This is a genomic window from Staphylococcus sp. HMSC068C09 (assembly GCF_001813735.1).
GTDB classification, from domain to species: Bacteria; Bacillota; Bacilli; order Staphylococcales; family Staphylococcaceae; genus Staphylococcus; species Staphylococcus hominis.
Genome location: NZ_KV813771.1, coordinates 31,105 through 31,799, shown reverse-complemented (window position 1 = coordinate 31,799; position 695 = coordinate 31,105). Strand labels below are relative to the sequence as shown.

8 tRNA genes (1 of these 8 running past the window's edge) are annotated in these 695 nt (G+C 52.5%); all 8 read left to right on the top strand.

The features are described from left to right. The first annotated feature begins 62 nt into the window (after nucleotides 1–62). Nucleotides 63–138, top strand: a tRNA-Thr gene (locus HMPREF2930_RS09420). A gap of 5 nt (nucleotides 139–143) precedes the next feature. Next, a tRNA-Lys gene (locus HMPREF2930_RS09415) sits at nucleotides 144–216 on the top strand. A 9-nt stretch (nucleotides 217–225) separates the two neighbouring features. Next, nucleotides 226–307: transfer RNA gene (locus HMPREF2930_RS09410), tRNA-Leu, on the top strand. Nucleotides 308–310: 3 nt separating this feature from the next. Further along, nucleotides 311–385, top strand: a tRNA-Gly gene (locus tag HMPREF2930_RS09405). Between the two features lie 7 nt (nucleotides 386–392). After that, nucleotides 393–478 (top strand) — tRNA-Leu (locus HMPREF2930_RS09400). Between the two features lie 10 nt (nucleotides 479–488). Then, nucleotides 489–562, top strand: a tRNA-Arg gene (locus tag HMPREF2930_RS09395). 8 nt (nucleotides 563–570) lie between these two features. Continuing rightward, nucleotides 571–644 (top strand) — tRNA-Pro (locus HMPREF2930_RS09390). Between the two features lie 22 nt (nucleotides 645–666). Next, nucleotides 667–695, top strand: a tRNA-Ser gene (locus HMPREF2930_RS11670) (it continues 127 nt past the right edge of the window).

Below are 695 nucleotides of genomic sequence, written 5' to 3'. Positions count from 1 at the left end.
TCTGCCTTACAAGCAGAGGGTCGGCGGTTCGATCCCGTCATTCTCCACCATTCAATTTAATAGCCGGCCTAGCTCAATTGGTAGAGCAACTGACTTGTAATCAGTAGGTTGGGGGTTCAAGTCCTCTGGCCGGCACCATCTAAGAGCCATTAGCTCAGTTGGTAGAGCATCTGACTTTTAATCAGAGGGTCAGAGGTTCGAATCCTCTATGGCTCACATGTATACGCGGGTGTGGCGGAATTGGCAGACGCACTAGACTTAGGATCTAGCGCCTTACGGCGTGGGGGTTCGACTCCCTTCACCCGCATATGCGGAAGTAGTTCAGTGGTAGAACACCACCTTGCCAAGGTGGGGGTCGCGGGTTCGAATCCCGTCTTCCGCTCCATTATTTTGCCGGGGTGGCGGAACTGGCAGACGCACAGGACTTAAAATCCTGCGGTGAGAGATCACCGTACCGGTTCGATTCCGGTCCTCGGCATTATTATTTTGCGCCCGTAGCTCAATTGGATAGAGCGTTTGACTACGGATCAAAAGGTTATGGGTTCGACTCCTATCGGGCGCGTTCTCTTACGGGAAGTAGCTCAGCTTGGTAGAGCACTTGGTTTGGGACCAAGGGGTCGCAGGTTCGAATCCTGTCTTCCCGATAGGAAATTTAAAATTTATTATGGGGGCTTAGCTCAGCTGGGAGAGCGCCT